Here is a 17,218-nt window from a genome sequence, read left to right on the forward strand (position 1 = left end):
CGCGGCGTGCGACGGCGGGACCTGCCCGCCGCGTCGCGACTCAATGCCGGTGCGACGTTCTCGGCGCCGGGTCGGCCTTCACGGCCGGCGGCGTATCCGAATCGTCGTTGCTGCGCGCCCAGAAGAACCGGTCGGGCAGGTACGCGCCCATGCCGGGCCGGAATGCGTCGCGCACGGCCTGGTACAGGTATTCCTGCGCCTCGCGCACGGCTTCGGGCGGCTCCTGGCCGTTCGCGAGCAGCGCCGCGATGGCCGCGCCGAGCGTGTCGGTGATGCCCATCAGCCGGTGCGGCGAGCGATCCCACATGTCTTCGCGCAGCTGGCCTTCTTCGCCGTACAGCGTATTGACGAGCCGGTGCGAGCCGGTTTCCGACGACAGGATGTATTCGCAGCCCTGCGACAGCAGGTGCGATACGGCCGCGTCGAGATTCGGCGCTTCGGCATCGCCGTCCGGCTGGGCGAGCGCGATCAGCGTCGCGTGGTCGGCGACCAGCAGGGTGGTTTGCGGCGCCAGCAGGTCGGCGATCGATTCGCGCAGGTCGTCGGCGGCGAGCACGTGCTCGTCGTCGAGCGTGAAGTCCGGGGCGAGCACGAGCGGCACGCCGTCGTAGTCGGCGACGACTTCGGCGATCGCGCTCACGACTTCCGCACGCGTCGCCGCGCCGATCTTGAACGCGGCAACCGGCATGTCTTCGAGCAGCATGCGCGCCTGCGCGGCGACGACGTCGGGATCGAGGCCCGTGACTTCATCGCAGGCGGCCGAGTCGCGCACGGTATAGCCGGTCAGGACGGACACGCCGTGACAGCCCATGCTCGCCAGGGTCATCAGATCGGCTTGGAGGCCGGAGCCGCCGGTGGGATCGGACAGGCCGAAGGTGAGGACGATCGGAGGGGCGTTGCTGGACATGTAAAAATGGGGCAAGAGAAAAACGGACAAGCGACGGAAATGCGGACGGCGAGGCGAATGGGCTTTTTTTGCCCTGTGTTGCCCGGCAGGCCGCACTTTTCAACCATTATGCGGTGGAATCCGGCCGGTACGACGGAATTTTTAGCGCAGCGCAACGTAGTTGCCGTCCTCCAGCGCGATTGCTAGGCAGTCCGGCCCCGACACGGTACCATCATGGCTCCCGAATTTACCGACTTTTCCCCGACGCGGCTTAAGATGGAATACAAGAGCTGGATGTGCCTGATTTGTGGCTGGATTTACGACGAAGAAGCCGGGCTGCCGGAAGAGGGCATCGCCCCGGGCACGCGCTGGGAAGACGTCCCGATCAATTGGACGTGTCCCGAATGCGGCGCCCGCAAGGAAGACTTCGAGATGGTCCAGATCTGACCGGGCCGCTGGCCCACGGACACTCCGCTCAGGCCTCGCACCGGCCCGGCGCTCGCGCGCCGCGGTTCGCGCGAGCGACTTGACGATGACAGGCGCGCGTGTCCATGACGTCCGATCCGGCGAACGTTCCCCACCCTGACGCATTGCCCAACCCGCGCGGCGGAGCCGTGCGCGCGGCCGACGCGTGGCTGGCGGCGGCCGCCGACGCATTCGAGCGGCGCGACGACGCAGCGGCGCCGCTTTCCGCGGCCGCGGCCGTGCTGGCGGAAGCCGGCTGGTTGCCGGCCGCACGGTTTGCCGGGCAACTGTCGGCCGCCGTGCCGCTCGTCGTCACCGAACCGACCTCGGCCGGCTGGCGTGCCGCGCTGCGCGATTTTCGTGCGGCCGTCGGACGCCACAACCTGCGCGAGCTCGCGTGCTCGCCCGTTCTCTTCGAGCATTTCCGTGCGTTGCGCGCGCAAAGCGCCGCCGACCTGCGCACGCGCACGCCGCCCGATGCGCTCGCGCTGGTCGGCCGCGCGGTGCCGCCCGCCACGCTGCGCGCGTTGCCCGGCGCATTCGCGCCCCGGATTCGCGCCCGTTACGAGCAGGCGCTGCTCGGCGTACTGCGGGCCGAACACGGCGCGCCGGGCGCCGCGCTCGACGAACTCGCCGCGCTGCTCGCCGCGCTCACCGACGACGGGCCGTACGATTTCTGGCGGCTCGCGGCCGCGTGTGCGCGCGCGCTGCGCGCAAGCGGCGCGCCCGAGCTGAAGCGCTTTCTCGCGCGGACCAACCTGCTGCTCGGCGAACACGCGCAGGGCCGACGCAGCGCGCCGCCCGAATTGGTGCGCGAGACGGTGGCGCTGCTGTGGCGCGATTTTGCGCTGTTCGGCGCCGCGGCCGAGGACGTCGCGCTCGTCGACGTATTGCACGACTACGGATTGACGGTCGACTGGCACGTCGCCGGCACGCCCGCGTCCGAAGCGTTGTGGGAGGCCGATGCCGCGCGGGCCGAGCGCGATGCGGTCGCGGCCGCGCCCACTCGCGCGCTCGGCGTCGTGACCGTCAACGCGCATGCCTATGAGGATTTCCTGCAGACCGCCGATGCGTCGATGGCCGATCTGGCGGCCGACCCGGCCACGGCCGACGCCGGCGCCGCGTGGCACGCGTCCGGCGCGGCCTATCGGGTCGGCACGGCCGCATGCGCGCTCGGGCTCGGCCACGCGGCGCTGCTCGCCGACACGCTCGGCCTAGCGTGGCGCCGCGCGGCGCACGGCGTGCCGCTCGCCGACGGCGGCCTCGACGCGCACCGCCACGCGTCCGACATGCTGCGCGCGGCGCTCCTGAAGATCGCGGCCGGCGTCGCGCCGCCGGATCTCACCGCGGCGTCCGCAGCGCTCGGTACGGCGCTCGGCCGGAGCTGACGAACAAGGGGACGGACACGCGACGGCGGCCCTTGTCGCGCGGGCCTGCAACACGCTGCCGACAGCGCCCGCGCGCGTGTTAGAGTGCCGTGTGATCCGCGCGCGCCGTTGCCAGCGTGGCGCGGCGTTGCTTGTTGATCGCGGCCCGGTCAGGTCGCGGCGTCTTTGCTAAAATTCAAACCATGTCAAAGCCTTCCGATCGCATCAATCTCACCAACCAGTTCCTGATCGCCATGCCCAACATGGCCGATCCGACGTTCTCGGGAACGGTGGTCTATCTTTGCGATCACAGCGAGCGCGGTGCGCTCGGCCTCGTCATCAATCGTCCTACCGACATCGACCTCGAATCGCTGTTCAACCGCATCGACCTGAAGCTCGACATCGAGCCGCTGCTGCACATTCCCGTGTACTTCGGCGGCCCGGTTCAGACCGAGCGCGGCTTCGTGCTGCACGAGCCGGTCGAGGGCGCGAGCTACAACTCGTCGATGTCCGTCGACGGCGGGCTCGAGATGACGACGTCGAAGGACGTGCTCGAGGCGGTCGCGACGGGCACCGGCCCGAAGCGCTTCCTGCTGACGCTCGGCCATGCAGGCTGGGGGGCAGGGCAGCTCGAGGAAGAAATTTCCCGCAACGGCTGGCTGACGGTCGCCGCCGATCCGCGCATCGTGTTCGACACGCCGGCCGAAGAGCGCTTCGAAGCCGCGCTCGGCCTGCTCGGCGTCAGCTCGTCGATGCTGTCCGGCGAAGCAGGGCACGCATGAGTGGCGCGAGCGCGCGCGATGCGACGCTCCTGGCGTTCGACTACGGCGAAAAACGGATCGGCGTCGCGATCGGCAACGCACTGACGCGCTCGGCCCGCGCGCTCGTCGTGATCCAGAATTTGAACCGCGAGCACCGCTTCAAGGCGGTCGGCGACCTGCTGGCCGAATGGCGGCCGGACGCGCTCGTCGTGGGCCTGCCGATGCATCCGGACGGCACGCCGCACGACATGACGCAGCAGGCGAAGCGCTTCGGCAACCAGCTGAACGGCCGCTTCGGGCTGCCCGTCACGTGGGTCGACGAGCGCTATTCGTCGGTCGAGGCCGAGGCCGGACTGCGCGAGCGTAACGTGCGCGGCCGCGCACGCACCGACATGCTCGATGCCGAAGCCGCGCGCGTCATCCTTCAACAGTATCTCGATCAATTGTCCGACCATGAGCACCATTGACGCCGAGGCGCTTTACCGCGTCCTGCTCGACCAGATCCGCGCCGCATACGGCACGACGTTCGCCGCACCGGGCGGCCCGCGGCTCGCCGGCATTCACAGCGGCGGCGCATGGCTCGCCGAGCGCCTCGCACGCGATCTCGGCGCACCGGCGTTCGGCGTCGTCAACGTCGCGCTGCATCGCGACGACTACGCGAAGAAGGGGCTGCACAGCCAGGCCAGCCCGACGTCGCTGCCGTTCGAGATCGACGGCGCGCGCATCGTGCTCGTCGACGACGTGCTGTACACCGGGCGCACCGTGCGCGCGGCGCTCAACGAGCTGTTCGACTACGGCCGTCCGGCCGCGGTCGAGCTCGCGGTGCTGGCCGATCGCGGCGGCCGCGAGCTGCCGGTCGCTGCGCGCTTCGCGGGCGGCGCGCTCGACGTGCCGGCCGACGCGACGCTCGTGCTCGCGCGCGACGATGCGCGATTCACGCTGCGTATCGAGGCCCAGAGCGAGTCGCACGGCGCCTGAACGACACGCGAACCGTATCCCGGGCCGCTGGTTTGCACCGCGGCCCGTTTGCATAGTTGGAATCACGCACACCATGACCACCGACACCACTGGCCGCACCGGCAATCCCGCGGCGGCCGCGAGCCCCGACCGGTTTCGCTACGGGTTCCTGAAGGGCAACCCGCAGCTCACGAAAAACGGCGAGCTGAAGCATCTGCTGTCGATCGAGGGTCTGCCGCGCTCGATCGTCAATCACATCCTCGATACGGCCGAGCAGTTCGTCAGCGTGACGGACCGCGAGGTGAAGAAGGTGCCGCTGCTGCGCGGCAAGTCCGTGTTCAACCTGTTCTTCGAGAACTCGACGCGCACGCGCACGACCTTCGAGATCGCCGCGACGCGCCTGTCGGCCGACGTGCTGAACCTGAACATCAACGCGTCGTCGACGAGCAAGGGCGAATCGCTGCTCGACACGATCAACAACCTGTCGGCGATGCATGCCGACCTGTTCGTCGTGCGCCACGCATCGAGCGGCGCGCCGTACCTGATCGCCGAGCACTGCGCGCCGCACGTGCACGTGATCAACGCCGGCGACGGCCGCCACGCGCACCCGACGCAGGGCCTGCTCGACATGTACACGATCCGTCACTACAAGCGCGACTTCACGAAGCTGCGCGTGGCGATCGTCGGCGACATCCTGCATTCGCGCGTCGCGCGCTCCGACATCCACGCGCTGACCACGCTCGGCGTGCCGGAAGTGCGCGCGATCGGCCCGCGCACGCTGCTGCCGGGCGGCCTCGAACAGATGGGCGTGAAGGTGTTCCACAACCTCGACGAGGGACTGAAGGGCGTCGACGTGATCATCATGCTGCGCCTGCAGAACGAACGGATGAGCGGCGCGCTGCTGCCGTCCGCGCAGGAGTATTTCAAGACGTGGGGCCTGACGCCCGAGCGCCTCGCGCTCGCCGCGCCCGACGCGATCGTGATGCACCCGGGGCCGATGAACCGCGGCGTCGAGATCGATTCGCAGGTCGCCGACGGTCCGCAGTCGGTGATCCTCAACCAGGTCACGTTCGGCATCGCGGTGCGGATGGCGGTGATGGGCATCGTCGCCGGCAACAGCGACTGAGCCCGCTTTCGCGCCTCCTCGTTCAGGCATTCAACGCAATCAACGCATTCACAGACAGCGCATGAAGATTCATATCAAAGGCGGCACGCTGATCGACCCGGTCGCCGGTACCGAAGGGCAGGCCGACGTATTCGTCGCGGACGGCAAGATCGCCGCGCTGGGCAGCGCGCCCGCCGGTTTCAACGCGGACAAGACGATCGACGCGTCGGGCCTGGTCGTCGCGCCCGGCCTTGTCGACCTGTGCGCGCGGCTGCGCGAGCCCGGCTACGAACACAAGGCGACGCTCGCGTCCGAGATGGCCGCGGCCGTCGCGGGCGGCGTCACGACCCTCGTGTGCCCGCCGGACACCGATCCCGTCCTCGACGAGCCGGGCCTCGTCGAAATGCTCAAGTTCCGTGCGCGCAACCTCCACCAGGCGAACGTGCATCCGCTCGGCGCGCTGACGGTCGGCCTCAAGGGCGAGGTGATCACCGAGATGGTCGCGCTGACGGAATCCGGCTGTGTCGGCTTCACGCACGCCAACGTGCCGGTGCGCGACACGCAGGTGCTGCTGCGCGCGCTGCAGTACGCGAGCACCTATGGCTACACGACGTGGCTGCGTCCGCTCGACGCGTTCATCGGCCGCGGCGGCGTGGCCGCGAGCGGCGCGCTTGCGTCGCGGCTCGGGCTGTCCGGCGTGCCGGTCGCGGCCGAGACGATCGCGCTGCACACCATTTTCGAACTGATGCGCGTGACGGGCGCACGCGTGCACCTCGCGCGGCTGTCGTCGGCGGCCGGCCTCGCGCTCGTGCGCGCGGCGAAGGCGGAAGGGCTGCCGGTGACCTGCGACGTCGGCGTGAACCACGTCCACCTGATCGACGTCGATATCGGCTACTTCGATTCGCAGTTCCGGCTCGATCCGCCGCTGCGCAGCGAGCGCGACCGCGAAGCGATCCGCGTGGCGCTCGCCGACGGCACGATCGACGCGATCTGCTCGGATCACACGCCGGTCGACGACGACGAGAAGCTGCTGCCGTTCGGCGAAGCGACGCCGGGCGCGACGGGGCTCGAACTGCTGCTGTCGCTGACGCTGAAGTGGGCGGACGAGACGCGCACGCCGCTCGCGCAGGCGCTGCGCCGCATCACGTCCGCGCCGGCCGACGTGCTGCAACTGCCGGCGGGCCGCCTCGCCGAAGGCGGCGCGGCCGACCTGTGCGTGTTCGATCCGCGCGCGCACTGGCGTGTCGAGCCGCGTGCGCTGAAGAGCCAGGGCCACAACTCGCCGTTCCTCGGCTACGAACTGCCGGCCACCGTGCGTACCACGCTCGTGGCCGGGCAGGTCGCGTTCGAGCGCCACTGAACCTCGCCGGACCTTCGCCATGATCGCCTTTCGCAAGCTGCGTCTCGTCTTTCATCTGTTGCGCGGCATGGTGATCGTCGCGCTGCGTTTTTCGCATGTCACGCCCGCGCGCCGCGCCGAGATGACGCGCCGCTGGTCGATCAAGATGCTGCGGATCTGCGGGATGCGCCTCGTCGTCCACAACGACGGCGCGCGGCTCGACGCGAGCGCGCTCGTCGTCGGCAACCACGTGTCGTGGCTCGACATCTACGCGGTCAACGCGTGGCGGCCGACACCGTTCGTGTCGAAGGCCGAGGTGCGGCAATGGCCGGTCGTCGGCTGGCTCGCCGAGAAGCTCGACACCGTGTTCCTGCAGCGCGAGAAGCGCACCGAGGCGATGCGGATCATGCACGAGATGGCCGAGCGCCTGCGCACCGGCGGGCTGATGTGCGTGTTTCCGGAAGGGACGACGTCCGATGGCCAGGAGCTGCTGCCGTTCCATGCGAACCTGTTCCAGGCCGCGGTCTCGGCCGGCTGCGCGGTGCAGCCGATCTGCCTGATGTACGAGGACGCGAGCGGGCGACAGTCGGTCGCGCCGGCCTACACGGGTGACCTGTCGCTCGGCAAGTCGCTCGACATGGTGCTGCGCGGCGGCCCGCTCGTCGCGCATCTCTACGTGTGCGAACCGATCGCGCCGGGTGGCGACCGTCGCGCGACGTCCGCGGCGGCGCGCGACGCGATCGCCGCTGCACTGGCGACGCTGCAGGAGAAGGTCGGCAAGCCGACGGCCGAGTCGCTCGCCGAATTGCAGAAGCATGCGTATCCGGCGACCGAGCTCGGTGCCGGTGCGGCGGGCGAGGCGACGACCGACGCGCCCGTGCCGGGGCGAGAGGGCTGACGCGCCGCCCGGCCGGGGCCGGCCAATCAGCGTGCCGTCACTCGCCGCCCGGCGAGCGGCACGCTTCGCACTGCACCTGCGTGACCGTGCGCTGCGCCGGATCGGCCGTGAGCCGCACGGCCGACAACTGGTTTCCCCATACGCATCCCGAATCGAGCGCGACGACGTTGTCGCGCAGCATCAGGCCGAGCGCGGCCCAGTGCCCGAACACGACCGTCACGTCCTCGGTGCGGCGCCCGGGCACGTCGAACCACGGCAGGTAGCCGGGCGGCGCGCTGTCGGGGCCGCCGTTCGCCTTGAACTCCATCGCGCCGTCGGGCGTGCAGAAGCGCAGGCGCGTGAACGCGTTGAACGCGACGCGCATCCGGTCGCGTTTTTTCAGGTTCGGACTCCATTCATTCGGCTCGTTGCCGTACAGGCCTTGCAGCGTGTCGCGCCAGTCGGGGGCACGGAGCGCGCGCTGGAGCTCGTCCGCCAGCTCGAGCACGAGCGTGGCATCCCATTGCGGCAGCACGCCCGCGTGCACGAGCAGCATTCCGTGCTCCGCATGCACGAACGGGCGGTGGCGGACCCAGTCGAGCAGCGCGTCGGCGTCGGGCGCATCGAGGATCTCGCCGATGGTGTCGCCAAGGCGCTCGGTGCGCAGGCCGGCGGAAACCGCGAGCAAGTGGAGGTCGTGATTGCCGAGCACGACGGTCGCGCGTGGGCCGAGGTCGACGAGCGCACGCAGTGCGGCGAGGGAGCCGGGGCCGCGGTTGACGACGTCGCCGGCGATCCAGAGCGGCGTGTCGGCGGGGGGCGAAAGCTTTTCGTACAGCGCCTGGAAAGCGGAGTGACAGCCTTGGATGTCGCCGATGGCGATGGGGGTATGAGTCATGAGGCGACGTAGGTTCCGTGTTTCGGCTGCGTAGGAATATTGGTCGAGTTGACATTATTTCGCACAATTTTCCATGAAAAAATCTCAACGAATTGGCATAAAATTTCATGGTCAGTACGGGTTCGGAGCGCTGTATCAAGTTGTTAGCGGCATGGCTTTTGCGTGAGGCGCCTCCCTATAATTGTGCTTCTCCCCAACAAAATTAGCATTTGATGACTTTGGAGGCCATGTCGACCGGTTAAAATCCGCGGTTTGGCGTAGTAGTCACAAGTTGCCAGTGACGAGCATTTGCGAATTTGATGCGGCGAGCGCCTCGAGGGTGTTCACCGTGTATTACTAAAGGGAGCCTCATGATCCTGGTTACGGGCGGCGCGGGTTTTATCGGTGCCAATTATGTACTCGACTGGTTGCGCGCATCCGACGAAGCCGTGCTCAACGTCGACAAGCTGACGTACGCCGGGAACCTGCGCACGTTGCAGTCGCTTGACCGGAACCCGAAACATGTTTTTGCGCGCGTCGACATCTGCGATCGCGGTGCGCTTGACACGCTGTTTGCCGAGCACAAGCCCCGTGCCGTGCTGCACTTCGCTGCGGAAAGCCACGTCGATCGCTCGATCCACGGTCCGGCGGACTTCGTCCAGACCAACGTGGTCGGCACGTTCACGCTGCTGGAGGTCGCCCGTCAATACTGGAACGGCCTGAGCGACAACGACAAGGCGGCCTTCCGCTTCCTGCATGTGTCCACAGACGAGGTGTTCGGTTCGCTGTCGGCCACCGACCCGCAATTCTCCGAAACGACGCCGTACGCGCCGAACAGCCCATATTCCGCGACGAAAGCCGGCTCGGATCACTTGGTGCGCGCCTACCATCATACGTATGGCTTGCCGACACTGACGACGAACTGTTCGAACAACTACGGTCCGTACCAGTTCCCCGAAAAGCTAATTCCGCTGATGATCGCGAACGCGCTCGCGGGTAAGCCGCTGCCGGTGTACGGCGATGGCCAGAACGTGCGCGACTGGCTGTATGTCGGCGATCACTGCAGCGCGATTCGCGAAGTGCTCGCGCGCGGCGTGCCCGGCGAGACATACAACATCGGCGGCTGGAACGAGAAGAAGAACCTCGAAGTCGTCCATACGCTCTGCGATCTGCTCGACCGCGCCCGTCCGAAAGCGGCCGGCTCGTATCGCGACCAGATTACCTACGTGACGGATCGTCCCGGTCACGACCGTCGTTATGCGATCGATGCGCGCAAGCTCGAACGCGAACTGGGCTGGAAGCCGGCAGAGACGTTCGAAACCGGCATGGCGAAGACGGTCGACTGGTATCTCGACAACCAGGTCTGGGCCGATGAGGTCGCATCGGGTGAGTACCGCAAGTGGGTCGAAACGAACTACGCGAAACGCACCTGAGGAGAGAAGCGATGGCACGTAAAGGCATCATTCTCGCCGGCGGTTCCGGCACACGGCTGTATCCGATCACGCACGTCGTATCGAAGCAGCTCCTGCCGGTGTACGACAAGCCGATGATCTACTACCCGCTGTCGACGCTGATGATCGCGGGCATTCGCGACGTGTTGATCATCTCGACGCCGCAGGACACGCCGCGCTTCGAGTTGATGCTCGGCGACGGCAGCCAGTGGGGGATGAACATCCAGTACGCGGTACAGCCGTCGCCCGGCGGTCTCGCTCAGGCGTTCATCATCGGCAAGGAGTTTGTCGGCAACGATCCGTCGGCGCTGATCCTTGGCGACAACATCTTCTACGGACACGACCTCGCGAAGCAGCTCGAGCGCGCGCATGCGCAGGAAACGGGCGCGACCGTGTTCGCGTATCACGTGCACGATCCGGAACGTTACGGCGTCGTCGAATTCGACAAGTCGTTCTGCGCGCTGTCGATCGAGGAGAAGCCCGCGAAGCCGCGTTCGAACTACGCGGTGACGGGCCTGTACTTCTACGACAATCGCGTATGCGACATCGCGGCCGACATCAAGCCGTCGCCGCGCGGCGAGCTGGAAATCACTGACGTCAACTCGTGCTATCTCGACAGCGGCGCCCTGAACGTCGAGATCATGGGGCGCGGCTATGCGTGGCTCGATACGGGCACGCACGATTCGCTGATCGAGGCAGCCAGCTTTATCGCGACGTTGCAGAAGCGGCAGGGTCTCGTGGTTGCGTGTCCGGAAGAAATCGCTTATCGCCGCCACTGGATCGACGCGGAGCAAGTGCTGAAGTTGGCACAGCCGCTCGCGAAGAACGCATACGGTCAATACCTCAAAAATATTCTCACGGATCAAGTTGCATGGCCATCCAAGTAACGGTGACAGCCCTGCCCGAAGTCAAGATCATCGAACCGAGGGTGTTCGGCGACGCGCGCGGGTTCTTCTACGAAAGCTTCAACGGGAAGGAGTTCGCCGAGCGGGTCGAACCCGGTGTCGAATTCGTACAGGACAACCATTCGCGCTCGTCGAAGGGCGTGCTGCGTGGCCTGCACTATCAGATCCAGCACGCGCAGGGCAAGCTTGTTCGCGTGGTCGAGGGTGAGGTCTTCGATGTCGCCGTCGACATTCGCAAGAATTCGCCGAACTTCGGCAAGTGGGTGGGGGTTGTCCTGTCGGACGACAACCATCGGCAGTTGTGGGTGCCGCCTGGTTTTGCACACGGTTTCGTCGTGCTGTCGGACGCCGCGCAGTTCCTTTACAAGACGACTGATTACTGGTTTCCGGAGCATGAGCGCAGCATCGTCTGGAACGACCCGGAGATCGGGATCGAATGGCCGATCGATTTCGAGCCGTTGTTGGCAGTCAAGGATGCGGCCGGCAAGCAACTGAGCGAGGCCGACGTCTATGCGTGAGGCAACGATGAGCTGGAAACCGACGATTCTCGTAACTGGCGCAAATGGTCAGGTGGGGTGGGAACTGGTGCGTGCGCTGCAACCCCTGGGCAAGGTGGTGGCCGCGACACGCAGCGACGTCGACTTCGCGGATGCGGCCGCCGTAGGGCGCTTTGTCGAGACAGTCGCACCGGATATCGTGATCAACGCGGCGGCGTACACGGCAGTCGATCGTGCAGAGAACGAACCCGATGCAGCGTTTGCCGTAAACCGCGACGCAGTGCGTGCGATGGCACGCGTTGCCGCAGCGCGCGGCTCGTTGCTGGTCCATTTTTCGACCGATTATGTATTCGACGGCAGCAAGCAGGCACCTTATTCGGAAAGCGACGACATCGGTCCATTGAACGTATACGGAGCAAGTAAGCTGGCCGGCGAACAGGCCGTGGCCGATATTGGAGGTGACTGGCTCGTGTTCCGGACGTCGTGGGTCTACGCATCCCGTGGGCAAAACTTCCTGCGCACGATGCTACGGCTCGGCACCAGCCGTGAGGCGTTGTCCGTCGTCAACGATCAATATGGTGCGCCGACAAGTGCGCGGACGATCGCGGATCTGACGGTGCACGCGATCGCGAAGTCCCTCGCGGAACGGCGTGCCGGTACTTTTGAGAGTGGCGTCTACCATATGACGGCGCGCGGTACGACGACATGGCACGAGTTTGCCGAAGCTATCTTCACCGGCGCGAGACGTGTGTCCCCGCAGTGCGATCTCGCGATCCGGGAGGTAACCCCTATCCCCGCTGCAGAGTATCCGACCAAGACGCCACGTCCAACGTATTCGGTGCTGGATAATATGCGTTTTGATGAACGTTTCGGACTGTATCGCCCGCAATGGGTGGACGCGCTGGCGCTCGTTCTCGATGAGTATTACGGCACCTGACGTTGTTCGGGATGATGGCGCAAGGTGCGGCGCGTCGCTTGGGTATCTTGTTTAGTTAGAGTTTGTCATGCGGGATAACATTCAAAGTTCCTTTCCCCTCTGGCGGCATCGCCGCCTGATCTATCAAATGACGCGTCGCGAGGTCGTCGGTCGGTATCGCGGGTCGGTGCTCGGGCTGCTGTGGTCCTTCTTCAACCCGTTGCTCCTGCTGGCCGTATATACGTTCGTGTTTAGTGTTATCTTCAAGGCACGATGGAATACCGGATCCGACTCGAAGACCGAATTCGCCGTCGTGCTGTTCGTGGGAATGATCGTCTTTCAAGTCTTTTCCGAAACGATCAATCGTGCTCCGTCATTGATCATCAGTAACGCAAACTATGTGAAAAAGGTGGTGTTTCCGCTGGAGGTTCTTCCGGCGGTGGCTCTGCTCGTAGCGCTCTTCCATGCAGCGATCAGCTTTTGCGTGTTGTTGCTCGCGATGGTGGTGCTGGGATTCAGCGTGCCGGCAACCGTGTTCTATTTCCCGTTGGTGGTATTGCCGTTCCTGCTGTTCACGCTCGGCTTGAGCTGGTTTCTCGCTTCGCTCGGTGTGTATATTCAGGACATCGGTCAGTCGATTGGCTTGGTGACGACGGTATTGATGTTCCTGACCCCGGTGTTCTACCCGGTCAGTTCGCTGCCAGCCCACTATCAGCATATCGTTTCGTTGAATCCCGTCGCGTTCGTCATCGAGCAAAGCCGCAATGTCGTGATCTGGGGCACTGCGCCGAACTGGCTCGGCGTGTTGAAGATGCTTTTGGTGAGCGCCATAGTCGCGGCTCTGGGGTACCAGTGGTTCAACCGTACCAGGAAGGGATTTGCCGATGTCCTCTAATCTTGCGGTTAGTGTAGAGAACTTGAGTAAGGTATTTCACATCTACGATAGCCCGCGGGCTCGGCTGATGCAGATGCTACTTGGCTCCCGAAAGCAGTTTTATCGGGAATTCTGGGCGTTGCGCGATATTTCCTTCGATATCGTACCGGGCGAAACCGTCGGTATCGTAGGTCACAACGGGTCGGGAAAATCCACGCTCCTCCAGGTGATTTCAGGCACGTTGACACCGAGTGCCGGACGCGTCGCGACGAGCGGCAAGGTCGCAGCGTTGTTGGAGCTTGGTTCCGGGTTCAATCCAGAATTCACCGGCCGGGAGAACGTGATGCTGTACGGTCAGATCCTCGGAATGAGCCGAGAGGAGATCGAAGAGAAGTATCCGGCGATCGTCGAATTTTCGGAGATCGAGAGCTTCATCGATCAGCCGCTGAAGACGTATTCATCCGGGATGTATGTACGGCTGGCGTTCTCCGTTGCGATTCACGTCAATCCGGACATTCTGATCGTCGACGAGGCGTTGTCCGTCGGCGACGCGATGTTCCAGGCGAAATGCATGGCCGTCATGAAGAAACTGATGGACCGGGGTACGACGCTACTGTTCGTCAGTCATGATCCAGGTGCGGTGAAGGCGCTTTGCGACCGAGCCATTCTTCTCGATCACGGCAACATGCTGGCGAGCGGCTCGACGGATGACGTTATTGAGGCCTACTACTCGTCTTACGTGCGCAAGAGGCAACGTGTCGTTTCCGATGAAGCACAAGCCGTGACGCAACCGCTCGAACTGGACGCTGATATCAGTACTGGTGCAGAGGAATTCCAGAAGCGTGCCGGATTTCAGCGAATCCGGAATGGCCGCGCGACGTTCGTCAACGTGCAACTGATCGACGAACTGGATCGGGTGACGCGACAGGTAACTTACGGCGACACAGTGACGCTGCGGATGGTCGTGAACGTGGAAGAGGATCTGTCGACGCTCGCGTTCGGTTACCACCTTCGGGACAAGAACGGCTTCGATATCGCCTATTCGGATACGGGGCTCGAACATGCTCATCTTTATGACGTCCGTGCGGGGGAGGTGCATGTGGTCGACTGGACGTTCCAGATTCCATTGCGCGCGGGCGAATACAGCATCAGTGCGGTGGCGGCGGTTCCTATCGATCTAAGCATCGGTCAGGTCGACACATGTGATCACGTTCCGATCGCCGTGCAATTCAATGTGTCGCGTGGCACGCATTTGCCACTGTATGGCGCCGTCCACCTCGAGAACAAGGTGCATGCGCGCTTGCTGTCGAAGGCCGCAGCGTGATCGAGATGATGATGAGTTTAGCGTCGACGGGCAAACCTGACGGGATGGAGTGGAGAGCAGGATGAATCAGAAGCCGGACGTATTCGACAAGCCGATCTATGTGACCAAGCCAATGTTGCCGCCGCTCGACGAATATTCGGCGCAGTTGGCGGACATATGGGGTAGCGCGTGGTTGACGAATGGTGGGCAGAAGCATGCGGCGCTCGAGGCCGCGCTGGCGGATAGGCTCGGCGCACCGCATTTTTCGCTCTTCAATAACGGGACGAGCGCTTTGCTGGTCGCATGCCAGGCGTTGCGGCTTGCGGGCGAGGTTATCACGACACCGTTTACGTTTCCGGCGACACCCCATGTGCTTCATTGGAACAACGTGACGCCGGTGTTCTGCGATATCGACGAGGAAACGCTCACGCTCGATCCGGTGGCCGCTGAGGCATTGATTACCTCGCGTACCACCGGCGTGCTCGGCGTGCATGTGTACGGCATGCCGTGCGACGTGGCCGCATTCGATCGCATCCGCGAGAACTACGGGATCAAGGTCCTCTACGATGCGGCTCATGCATTCGGCACGGAAATCGATGGAGTGCCGATCTCGCGTTTCGGTGACGCGACAATGTTCAGCTTTCACGCGACGAAGTTGTTTAATTCGGCGGAAGGCGGCGGTTTGGCACTGGCGGACGTTGCACTGAAGAAGCGCGTCGATTTGCTGAAGAATTTTGGAATTTTGAACGAAACCGACGTGATCATGCCTGGAATCAACGGCAAGATGAACGAGATTCAGGCAGCGCTCGGACTTGTCAACTTGTCTCACTACAACGCGGAACACGACGCGCGCCAGCGCGTTGCCCAAGTCTATCTCGATCGGCTCGAGGAGATTCCTGGAGTCCGCTGCTTCCGGTTGCCGGTCGGCGTGAGCCACAGCATGCAGTACTTCATCATTCGTGTGAATGCACAAATATGTGGTGTGACACGCGACCACCTCTACGAACGACTGAAGCAGTTCAACGTATTCGCGCGTCGCTATTTTTATCCGCTTTGCAGTGAGCACAATTGCTATCGAGCGTTGCCTAGCGCCGATCCAGGGCGGCTCCCGGTCGCAACGCGCGTATCTCGCGACGTTCTTGCATTGCCCTTGTTCGGGGAGCTGGGCGAAGCAGGCGCACATCGTATCGTTGATATTGTTAAATATATTTGTAATGGCAAGTAACCAATCGGGGAACGGCGGACGACCACGTGTGAGCATTATCGTGACGTCCTATAACTATGCGCGGTTCATTGGTGAGACCATCCGGTCCGTCATCGACCAAACCCTCGACTCGTGGGAACTGATCATCGTCGACGACTGTTCGACAGACGATTCGTGGAACGTCATTCAGGCGTTTCAGGACCGACGTATTCATGCAGTCCGCTTCGACAAGAACCGCGGTGCATGTGCCGCATACAACACGGCGCTCAGCCTTGCGAGAGGGGAGTTCATTGCAAGCCTGGATTCCGACGACGTATTCAACGAGGACAAACTTGCCGTCCAGGTGGCATTCCTGGACCAACATCCGGAAGTCGATATCTGCGGTACGTACCTCGAAGAAATCGACGATGCGGGCAATCCGGTGCCGAGCGAAAGCCACATGTACGCGCCGTGGTTCAATAAGGAACTGGATCTCAATTCGCCTGATTGCTGGATCTGGGAGAACCATCTTTGCCATTCCGGCGTGCTGATGAGAAAGTCTGTGCACGACCGCGTCGGCTCGTTTCGCGAAGAACTGACGTATTCGCCTGATTGGAATTTCTGGTTACGCGCCTTGACGGCCGGGGCGACTTTTCATGTGATTCCGCAGGAGCTTGTCCGGTACAGGTCCCACGGAAGCAACATTACACACCGGAATTTCGATGCCTTAATGTGGGAGTACGCGGATACCTCCGCGCGAACGCTGCATCCTTATCTGATGCGTGTGGGTCGCCCCGATCTGATCGCGAAAAACGTTCAGATCTTCGTCAAGCGATTCTTCGAGGTCGATGGCGACTGGCGCCGATATCTTGAATTGATGGATCTGCTCGATTGGCGTAATGCTCACAGTGATCGATTCGCGATTCCGTCGCATCTGTTCGACGATCCCGAGTTGACGGCACTTGTCGCGAGGCTTGCGCGCGGGTGGTCTCCGCAAATGGTTGCCGGTACGTTACCGCTGTCGTCTGAATTCGCGGCAGAGAGCGCCGATCGCGAACGGACGATAGCCCTATCCACTGTGGATGCATCGACGTTTTTGCTGCTTGTACGTAACGAGCGGGATCAGGCACGTCGCGACCTCGAGAATGCCGAAGCAGCGGTCCGTTCCGGTGCCGAGCGAGAGGCGCGGCTTGAATCGGAACAGGTTGCACTCAAGGCCGAACATGCGAGGTTGCAGGCGGAGATTGCGTCGCTTCGGACTGAGCTCGAACGTATCGGGGGGACGGTTTGGGGCAAGGCAGACAGGTTGTATCGGCGTCTCGGCGGGCGGATTTGACTGGATTCGGGAAATCAAGGTACTGAACTATGCCGCGATACCAAAAATTTTTGTTCTTTGCGCAACGGGTCTATCATCGCCTGCCGCTGCAGCAGCAGATGAAGTGGCGTATTCGCAGG

18 protein-coding genes are annotated in these 17,218 nt (G+C 63.9%); 16 read left to right on the plus strand and 2 right to left on the minus strand.

Annotated features, from left to right (window positions below; genetic code table 11):
• Positions 1–40: 40 nt before the first annotated feature.
• Positions 41–907, minus strand: coding sequence for a hydroxymethylpyrimidine/phosphomethylpyrimidine kinase (locus tag DTA15_RS20195; protein ID WP_012492910.1), 867 nt, complete (start codon positions 905–907; stop codon positions 41–43).
• Positions 908–1,162: 255 nt separating this feature from the next.
• Between DTA15_RS20195 and DTA15_RS20200 the strand changes: the two genes are divergently transcribed.
• The 8 genes from DTA15_RS20200 (at position 1,163) to DTA15_RS20235 (ending at position 7,778) form a co-directional block, all read left to right on the plus strand.
• Positions 1,163–1,333, plus strand: a complete 171-nt coding sequence (locus DTA15_RS20200; protein WP_004186709.1) for a rubredoxin — start codon at positions 1,163–1,165, stop codon at positions 1,331–1,333.
• Positions 1,334–1,437: 104 nt separating this feature from the next.
• Positions 1,438–2,739 carry a FimL-related protein gene (locus tag DTA15_RS20205; RefSeq protein WP_020979900.1) on the plus strand — a complete coding sequence of 434 codons (1,302 nt, stop codon included), beginning with the start codon at positions 1,438–1,440 and terminating at the stop codon, positions 2,737–2,739.
• Positions 2,740–2,921: 182 nt separating this feature from the next.
• Positions 2,922–3,500: a YqgE/AlgH family protein gene (locus DTA15_RS20210; protein ID WP_006491354.1), complete on the plus strand. Its 579-nt coding sequence runs from the start codon at positions 2,922–2,924 to the stop codon at positions 3,498–3,500.
• A complete protein-coding gene (ruvX, locus tag DTA15_RS20215) occupies positions 3,497–3,946 on the plus strand; it encodes a Holliday junction resolvase RuvX (protein WP_006476737.1) in 450 nt (149 codons plus the stop codon). Before DTA15_RS20210 ends, ruvX begins: the two co-directional genes overlap by 4 nt.
• Positions 3,933–4,457 carry a bifunctional pyr operon transcriptional regulator/uracil phosphoribosyltransferase PyrR gene (pyrR, locus tag DTA15_RS20220; protein ID WP_006493013.1) on the plus strand — a complete coding sequence of 175 codons (525 nt, stop codon included), beginning with the start codon at positions 3,933–3,935 and terminating at the stop codon, positions 4,455–4,457. Before ruvX ends, pyrR begins: the two co-directional genes overlap by 14 nt.
• 73 nt (positions 4,458–4,530) lie before the next feature.
• Positions 4,531–5,562, plus strand: a complete 1,032-nt coding sequence (locus DTA15_RS20225; RefSeq protein WP_006476735.1) for an aspartate carbamoyltransferase catalytic subunit — start codon at positions 4,531–4,533, stop codon at positions 5,560–5,562.
• 61 nt (positions 5,563–5,623) lie between these two features.
• Positions 5,624–6,901, plus strand: coding sequence for a dihydroorotase (locus tag DTA15_RS20230; RefSeq protein ID WP_006485101.1), 1,278 nt, complete (start codon positions 5,624–5,626; stop codon positions 6,899–6,901).
• 19 nt (positions 6,902–6,920) lie between these two features.
• Entirely contained in the window at positions 6,921–7,778 is an 858-nt protein-coding gene (locus tag DTA15_RS20235) for a lysophospholipid acyltransferase family protein (protein WP_006485105.1), read from the plus strand.
• Positions 7,779–7,815: 37 nt separating this feature from the next.
• Here the strand turns inward: DTA15_RS20235 and DTA15_RS20240 are convergent, their stop codons facing one another.
• Positions 7,816–8,655, minus strand: a complete 840-nt coding sequence (locus DTA15_RS20240; RefSeq protein ID WP_006485125.1) for a symmetrical bis(5'-nucleosyl)-tetraphosphatase — start codon at positions 8,653–8,655, stop codon at positions 7,816–7,818.
• 350 nt (positions 8,656–9,005) lie between these two features.
• Here DTA15_RS20240 and rfbB point away from each other — a divergent pair, with 350 nt between their 5' ends.
• From rfbB to DTA15_RS20280, 8 genes are all read left to right on the plus strand, one after another.
• Positions 9,006–10,067 carry a dTDP-glucose 4,6-dehydratase gene (gene rfbB / locus DTA15_RS20245; protein WP_006485109.1) on the plus strand — a complete coding sequence of 354 codons (1,062 nt, stop codon included), beginning with the start codon at positions 9,006–9,008 and terminating at the stop codon, positions 10,065–10,067.
• A gap of 11 nt (positions 10,068–10,078) precedes the next feature.
• The gene (rfbA, locus tag DTA15_RS20250; protein WP_006485115.1) at positions 10,079–10,972 is read left to right on the plus strand and encodes a glucose-1-phosphate thymidylyltransferase RfbA; all 894 of its coding nucleotides are present in this window, start codon (positions 10,079–10,081) and stop codon (positions 10,970–10,972) included.
• On the plus strand, positions 10,957–11,508 hold the full coding sequence (gene rfbC, locus DTA15_RS20255; RefSeq protein ID WP_006485116.1) for a dTDP-4-dehydrorhamnose 3,5-epimerase: 552 nt from the start codon (positions 10,957–10,959) through the stop codon (positions 11,506–11,508). Before rfbA ends, rfbC begins: the two co-directional genes overlap by 16 nt.
• Positions 11,509–11,515: 7 nt before the next feature.
• Complete coding sequence (gene rfbD / locus DTA15_RS20260; RefSeq protein ID WP_006485121.1) at positions 11,516–12,424, plus strand: dTDP-4-dehydrorhamnose reductase; 909 nt, start codon at positions 11,516–11,518, stop codon at positions 12,422–12,424.
• Between the two features lie 67 nt (positions 12,425–12,491).
• Positions 12,492–13,298, plus strand: a complete 807-nt coding sequence (locus tag DTA15_RS20265; protein ID WP_006485117.1) for an ABC transporter permease — start codon at positions 12,492–12,494, stop codon at positions 13,296–13,298.
• A gap of 67 nt (positions 13,299–13,365) precedes the next feature.
• A complete protein-coding gene (locus DTA15_RS20270) occupies positions 13,366–14,601 on the plus strand; it encodes an ABC transporter ATP-binding protein (protein ID WP_227743235.1) in 1,236 nt (411 codons plus the stop codon).
• 61 nt (positions 14,602–14,662) lie between these two features.
• Positions 14,663–15,805, plus strand: coding sequence for a DegT/DnrJ/EryC1/StrS family aminotransferase (locus DTA15_RS20275; protein ID WP_006485127.1), 1,143 nt, complete (start codon positions 14,663–14,665; stop codon positions 15,803–15,805).
• Positions 15,806–15,833: 28 nt separating this feature from the next.
• Positions 15,834–17,099 (plus strand): glycosyltransferase, encoded by a 1,266-nt coding sequence (locus tag DTA15_RS20280; RefSeq protein WP_006485123.1) that lies wholly within the window; start codon positions 15,834–15,836, stop codon positions 17,097–17,099.
• The last annotated feature ends 119 nt before the right edge of the window (positions 17,100–17,218 follow it).

Origin of the sequence: Burkholderia cenocepacia, assembly GCF_900446215.1 — a bacterium.
Lineage (GTDB): Bacteria > Pseudomonadota > Gammaproteobacteria > Burkholderiales > Burkholderiaceae > Burkholderia > Burkholderia cenocepacia.

Excerpts from the sequence above, each read along its gene's own strand:
- DTA15_RS20195 (WP_012492910.1), bottom strand. The coding sequence starts at position 907 with ATGTCCAGCAACGCCCCTCCGATCGTCCTCACCTTCGGCCTGTCCGAT.
- DTA15_RS20200 (WP_004186709.1), top strand. The coding sequence starts at position 1,163 with ATGGAATACAAGAGCTGGATGTGCCTGATTTGTGGCTGGATTTACGAC.
- DTA15_RS20205 (WP_020979900.1), top strand. The coding sequence starts at position 1,438 with ATGACGTCCGATCCGGCGAACGTTCCCCACCCTGACGCATTGCCCAAC.
- DTA15_RS20210 (WP_006491354.1), top strand. The coding sequence starts at position 2,922 with ATGTCAAAGCCTTCCGATCGCATCAATCTCACCAACCAGTTCCTGATC.
- ruvX (WP_006476737.1), top strand. The coding sequence starts at position 3,497 with ATGAGTGGCGCGAGCGCGCGCGATGCGACGCTCCTGGCGTTCGACTAC.
- pyrR (WP_006493013.1), top strand. The coding sequence starts at position 3,933 with ATGAGCACCATTGACGCCGAGGCGCTTTACCGCGTCCTGCTCGACCAG.
- DTA15_RS20225 (WP_006476735.1), top strand. The coding sequence starts at position 4,531 with ATGACCACCGACACCACTGGCCGCACCGGCAATCCCGCGGCGGCCGCG.
- DTA15_RS20230 (WP_006485101.1), top strand. The coding sequence starts at position 5,624 with ATGAAGATTCATATCAAAGGCGGCACGCTGATCGACCCGGTCGCCGGT.
- DTA15_RS20235 (WP_006485105.1), top strand. The coding sequence starts at position 6,921 with ATGATCGCCTTTCGCAAGCTGCGTCTCGTCTTTCATCTGTTGCGCGGC.
- DTA15_RS20240 (WP_006485125.1), bottom strand. The coding sequence starts at position 8,655 with ATGACTCATACCCCCATCGCCATCGGCGACATCCAAGGCTGTCACTCC.
- rfbB (WP_006485109.1), top strand. The coding sequence starts at position 9,006 with ATGATCCTGGTTACGGGCGGCGCGGGTTTTATCGGTGCCAATTATGTA.
- rfbA (WP_006485115.1), top strand. The coding sequence starts at position 10,079 with ATGGCACGTAAAGGCATCATTCTCGCCGGCGGTTCCGGCACACGGCTG.
- rfbC (WP_006485116.1), top strand. The coding sequence starts at position 10,957 with ATGGCCATCCAAGTAACGGTGACAGCCCTGCCCGAAGTCAAGATCATC.
- rfbD (WP_006485121.1), top strand. The coding sequence starts at position 11,516 with ATGAGCTGGAAACCGACGATTCTCGTAACTGGCGCAAATGGTCAGGTG.
- DTA15_RS20265 (WP_006485117.1), top strand. The coding sequence starts at position 12,492 with ATGCGGGATAACATTCAAAGTTCCTTTCCCCTCTGGCGGCATCGCCGC.
- DTA15_RS20270 (WP_227743235.1), top strand. The coding sequence starts at position 13,366 with ATGCAGATGCTACTTGGCTCCCGAAAGCAGTTTTATCGGGAATTCTGG.
- DTA15_RS20275 (WP_006485127.1), top strand. The coding sequence starts at position 14,663 with ATGAATCAGAAGCCGGACGTATTCGACAAGCCGATCTATGTGACCAAG.